Genomic DNA, 4632 nt, shown 5'->3' with positions numbered 1-4632 from the left:
GGCGGGTGCCGCCGCCGCGAGGTCGTCCGCCGGGGTGTCCCCGAGGAGGGACTCCTCGGTGGGGTCGGCGGACGCGGAGCCGGCCGGCTCGCCGGCGGCGGTCTCGTCTGGCTCGGCGCCGGCGTCCGTGCTCGCCACCTCGTCGTTCTCGAACGCCGCGAGGAGATCGAGACGTGCGAGGGCCTCCCCCTGCTCGGACGAGGCGTTCTCGGGCGACTGGGACACGCGGGCGATCCTTCTCTCGTTGACGCTTCTGCTGCTGGGACTCCGCGAAGCGGGTGCTGCGCGGGCCTGGTACGGGCGGCCGCCGAACGGCTGGCGGCCCGGCGGCGAAGGCCGCCAGCCCGTCTTGCCCCACCTCGGCCGCAACGGCCGGTGGGGCCGTCAGCCGAAGACCGCGAGTACCGCCTTGGTCAACCCGAAGTCGAGACTGGCCACGAAGGCCGTCACCACGGTGACGAAGACGAGCACGACCAGCACATATGTGATCAGCTCGCTCCGCCCCGGATAGACGACCTTCCGAAGCTCCGCCATGACCTCGCGGATGAACTGCAGAGGCCGATACCGACGCCGGGCGGCGGCACGCGTGGCCCCCCTGGGACGCGGTGCCGCGTCACGGGTATCGGTTGCCACTCAGTTCCACCCACTCCGTCGCCGAACCAGCCAACTGTCGAACAGCGCAGGGGCGACAGGACTCGAACCTGCAACCGCCGGTTTTGGAGACCGGTGCTCTACCAATTGAGCCACGCCCCTTGAGCACTCCCTGATCCCCACCACCGAGACCAACCCTGACGGCACGCACTCACACAGTAGCGCAGAGTCCCCGCTGCCGAGCCGGTCACCGGAATGGGTACCCGGGCGGAACGAGCATACCCCTTCATCGGCCGGTGCCCGCACGAGCCGATCGCGCCGACGTCGACTCAGCCGCCCGGCCGGCCGCCGACCCGCCCGGGACGAACCACCGCGGGCACGTCCGGCGTACCGCCGGGAGCGGGTCCCCGTACTCGCCGGACGCCGGCCGGCCAACCCTGGCGCGCCGGCCAGCCGGGGCGGTGAGCGACCAGGCCATGGGACCCGTCCGCGAAGTCCGCATGGACACCTGATCCCGGCCGTGTGCGGCGTCACGCACCCTTAACATCCGTGGCAGCATGGGCGACATGAGCAGGATCTCTCGCCGCATCGGCGGCATCGCTCCATCCGCCACGCTGGCCGTCGACGCCACCGCGAAGGCGATGCGCGCCGCGGGTCAGGACGTCGTCGGCTTCGGCGCAGGGGAGCCGGACTTCCCGACTCCCGAGCACATCGTCCTCGCCGCCGAGAAGGCGTGCCACGATCCGCGCATGCACCGGTACACCCCGGCCAGCGGCCTTCCCGAGCTGCGGGAAGCCGTCGCGGAGAAGACCGCCCGGGACTCCGGCGTGACCGTGCCCGCGAGCCAGGTCCTGATCACCAACGGCGGCAAGCAGGCCGTTTACGAGGCGTTCGCGACCCTGCTCGACCCGGGCGACGAGGTGCTGCTGCCCGCGCCGTACTGGACGACCTACCCCGAGTCGATCCGGCTCGCCGGCGGTGTCCCGGTCGACGTGGTGACCGGACCCGAGGCCGGTTACAAGGTGACCGTCTCCCAGCTCGAGGCGGCGCGCACCGAGCGCACGAAGGTGCTGCTGTTCTGCTCGCCGTCGAATCCGACCGGTGCGGTGCACTCGCCGGAGGAGGTCCGCGAGATCGGCCGCTGGGCCGAGCGCGCGGGCATCTGGGTGGTCGCGGACGAGATCTACGAGCACCTCGTCTACGGCGACGCCCGGTTCTCCTCGATTCTCGTCGAGGTGCCCGAGCTGGCCGACCGCTGCGTGATCGTGAACGGGGTCGCGAAGACCTATGCGATGACCGGTTGGCGCGTCGGCTGGCTGATCGGCCCGAAGGACGTCGTGAGCGCCGCAGCCAACCTGCAGTCCCACGCGACGTCGAACGTCTCCAACGTCGCCCAGGCCGCCGCGCTCGCCGCGGTCACCGGCCCGCTCGACGCCGTCGCGGAGATGCGCGCCGCGTTCGACCGGCGCCGGCAGACGATGCACCGCATGCTCGGCGAGACCAAGGGTGTGGAGTGCCCCCTGCCGGAGGGCGCGTTCTACTGCTACCCGTCGCTCGGCGGGGCGATCGGGCGCGAGCTGCGCGGGCGCACGCCGACCACCAGCGCTGAGCTGTGCCAGCTCATCCTGGAGGAGGTCGGCGTCGCCATCGTCCCCGGCGAGGCGTTCGGGACCCCCGGTTTCGCCCGGCTGTCGTACGCGTTGAGCGACGACGACCTCGTCAAGGGCGTGAGTCGCATCTCCGACCTGCTCGCCGAGGCCCGCTAGTCCTACCGGCGCCCGGGCCGCCCGGCCCGAGCCGGGCGGCCCAGCCGGCACGGTGGCCTGGGCGGTCTAGCCCAGCCGCACGGTGGCCCGGGCAGCCATCAGCACCTTCTCGCCGCCGCACCGGGTGGTGAGGTTCACCACCACCCGGTTGCCGTCGAGCTTCTTCTCGACCACGCCGCGCACGGACACCGTCGCGCCCTCGTCGTCGTCCGGCACCACGACCGGCGACGAGAACTTCACCCCGAACTCCTCGACGGCGCCAGGGTCGCCGATCCAGTCGGTCACGAGCCGGGCAGCCGTCGCCATCGTCAGCATCCCGTGCGCGATCACCCCGGGCAGACCGGCGTCGGTGGCGACCCGCTCGTTCCAGTGGATGGGGTTGAAGTCCCCCGAAGCCCCGGCGTAACGGATGAGATCGGCCCTGCGCAGCGGGAAGAGCCGCTCGGGCAGTTCGGTTCCGACCTCGACGCAGTCGTAGCCGACCGTCGCCGTCATCGGGTGCCCTCTCCGGCCGGGATGTCGCGCGGCGCCGCTGTTCCCCGGGAGACCAGGGTGCAGGTGCCGACCGCGACCTCCTCGCCACTGGTGGTCTCGTACTGGTAGGTCGTGACCAGCACCTCGTTGCGGCCGGCGGTCCGAATGCCGGTCAGGGTGGAGGTCGTGACCAGCTCGTCGCCGGCGACCACCGGGCGGCGCAGGGTGAACCGCTGCTCGCCGTGGACGATCAGCGCGTAGTCCAGGCCGAGTGCCGGGTCGTCGGTCGGCAGCCCGAGCGCCCCCGGGGTCGCGGTCGCCAGGAACGTCGGCGGCGCGACGAGGTCGGCATAGCCCGCTGCTCTGGCTGCCTCGACGTCGTGGTGAAGCGGATTGTCGTCCCCGACCGCGCGGGCGAACTGTCGGATGTGCTCACGGCCGACCTGGAAGGGGACGGGGGAGACGAAACGTCGCCCCACGAAGTCCTGGTTTAGCGGCATCACGGTTCCGTTCCTGGCATCACGGGGATCCTGGCATCACGGGGGTCCTGGCACGCTGTTCGGGCCGTCATGTCTCATCACATCACGGCTGCCCCGCGCCGGATCGAGGTCGCTGGCGGCGGTGTGTCTCGGCACGGTGTGTCCAGGCACGGCACGCAGGAAAGCCGGCCAGGCATGATGCCTGGCCGGCTTCAACGATCTGGGCCAACGGATTACGCCGGCCGGACCCGCGGGTGGTCAGCGGGTCTCGCGGTGCTCCGTGTGCTTCCCGCAGTTCGGGCAGAACTTCTTCAGCTCAAGACGGTCCGGGTCGTTGCGACGGTTCTTGCGCGTGATGTAGTTCCGGTGCTTGCACACCTGGCACGCCATCGTGATCTTCGGGCGAACGTCAGTGGCGGCCACGGCGCGAGCCTCTTCCTGGGTCGGATGCTGAACGTAACGGACGACGCGGTCAGCCCGCGGGCCCTTCGTGGGACACGGCGCGCCGCGCCCCGATAGTAGCGGTGGCCGGACTTGAACCGGCGACACAGCGATTATGAGCCGCTTGCTCTACCAGGCTGAGCTACACCGCCAGGGTTGGTCACCCGGACGACGGGTGACCCGACCACCTTACCCGAGAGAACCGGCAAAACCGCTCATCCCGGACACGAACCTGCCCGAGGACGGGAACGTGGAGCCCCTTTACGGAATCGAACCGTAGACCTTCTCCTTACCATGGAGACGCTCTGCCGACTGAGCTAAAGGGGCGCGAGGTCGCGGAACTCAGATTACACGACGCTGAGCCGAGTTGGGGCGCCACCCCCCGCCACTTCGCCCCGACCGTGCGGGCGCGCCTCGCCGGCCGCCCGACTCCGGCCAGCCGGACCCGGGCCTCCGGTACATCCGTCTTCGGCCGCTTCGCCCGGTGGCGCGCCGGCACGCCCGACCCGTCGCCCGTTCCATCCGGAAGATGGCGAGTTCGACAAGGGAAACAACTGTCCGTAGCGAGCAACTTGGACTCCCTCAACTTTGATAGCTGTAAGTAATTCCTTCAATGCTTAGCGTGTAGCGCACCGTTGGAGCGCTCCAGCCGGACGCGACCAACCGGTTCCCGAGCCTCCCGAGCGCCGCCTCCCGAGCATCGAGGGTTGCCCATGCGTCACACGCAGCGTCCTGGCCGGTCTCCGCTCATCCGGACCGACCCGCCCGACCGCGCCCCCGTTCCCGATCAGCTCGCCGGGGCCGGGCGGCGGGCCGATCAGGCGCTGGGCGCGCGGCCCGTCCGGGCGCCGTCGCCCGCCACCGCCACCTCGGCCGCGGCG

At 71.0% G+C, this 4632-nt stretch carries 5 protein-coding genes, 3 tRNA genes and 1 pseudogene; 1 reads left to right on the top strand and 8 read right to left on the bottom strand.

Annotated features, from left to right (window positions below):
* The 3 genes and pseudogenes from MXD58_RS20500 to MXD58_RS20490 all read right to left on the bottom strand — a co-directional run.
* Positions 1-225, bottom strand: a pseudogene (locus tag MXD58_RS20500) (transcription termination/antitermination protein NusG); the annotation flags it as partial.
* Between the two features lie 159 nt (positions 226-384).
* Positions 385-633, bottom strand: coding sequence for a preprotein translocase subunit SecE (secE, locus tag MXD58_RS20495; RefSeq protein ID WP_308302003.1), 249 nt, complete (start codon positions 631-633; stop codon positions 385-387).
* A 47-nt stretch (positions 634-680) separates the two neighbouring features.
* A tRNA-Trp gene (locus MXD58_RS20490) sits at positions 681-753 on the bottom strand.
* A gap of 395 nt (positions 754-1148) precedes the next feature.
* Between MXD58_RS20490 and MXD58_RS20485 the strand changes: the two genes are divergently transcribed.
* Positions 1149-2357, top strand: a complete 1209-nt coding sequence (locus tag MXD58_RS20485; protein WP_248838687.1) for a pyridoxal phosphate-dependent aminotransferase — start codon at positions 1149-1151, stop codon at positions 2355-2357.
* 66 nt (positions 2358-2423) lie between these two features.
* Here the strand turns inward: MXD58_RS20485 and MXD58_RS20480 are convergent, their stop codons facing one another.
* The 5 genes from MXD58_RS20480 to MXD58_RS20460 form a co-directional block, all read right to left on the bottom strand.
* Positions 2424-2852 (bottom strand): MaoC family dehydratase, encoded by a 429-nt coding sequence (locus MXD58_RS20480; protein WP_248838686.1) that lies wholly within the window; start codon positions 2850-2852, stop codon positions 2424-2426.
* Entirely contained in the window at positions 2849-3331 is a 483-nt protein-coding gene (locus tag MXD58_RS20475; RefSeq protein WP_248838685.1) for a MaoC family dehydratase N-terminal domain-containing protein, read from the bottom strand. The genes MXD58_RS20480 and MXD58_RS20475 overlap by 4 nt, the downstream gene beginning before the upstream one ends.
* Positions 3332-3568: 237 nt before the next feature.
* Positions 3569-3733, bottom strand: coding sequence for a 50S ribosomal protein L33 (gene rpmG / locus MXD58_RS20470; protein WP_009740545.1), 165 nt, complete (start codon positions 3731-3733; stop codon positions 3569-3571).
* A 96-nt stretch (positions 3734-3829) separates the two neighbouring features.
* Positions 3830-3903: transfer RNA gene (locus MXD58_RS20465), tRNA-Met, on the bottom strand.
* Positions 3904-4002: 99 nt separating this feature from the next.
* Positions 4003-4078, bottom strand: a tRNA-Thr gene (locus MXD58_RS20460).
* Positions 4079-4632 lie beyond the last annotated feature (554 nt).

The organism is Frankia sp. AgKG'84/4 (genome assembly GCF_023242965.2).
Classification (GTDB): Bacteria; Actinomycetota; Actinomycetes; order Frankiales; family Frankiaceae; genus Frankia.
Note: the sequence above shows the minus strand (reverse complement) of the source record. Positions and strands in the feature narration are given on the sequence as shown.

What these genes read in the sequence shown, in the direction of transcription:
- MXD58_RS20485 (WP_248838687.1), top strand. Translation starts at nt 1,149, where the DNA reads ATGGGCGACATGAGCAGGATCTCTCGCCGCATCGGCGGCATCGCTCCA.
- MXD58_RS20480 (WP_248838686.1), bottom strand. Translation starts at nt 2,852, where the DNA reads ATGACGGCGACGGTCGGCTACGACTGCGTCGAGGTCGGAACCGAACTG.
- MXD58_RS20475 (WP_248838685.1), bottom strand. Translation starts at nt 3,331, where the DNA reads ATGCCGCTAAACCAGGACTTCGTGGGGCGACGTTTCGTCTCCCCCGTC.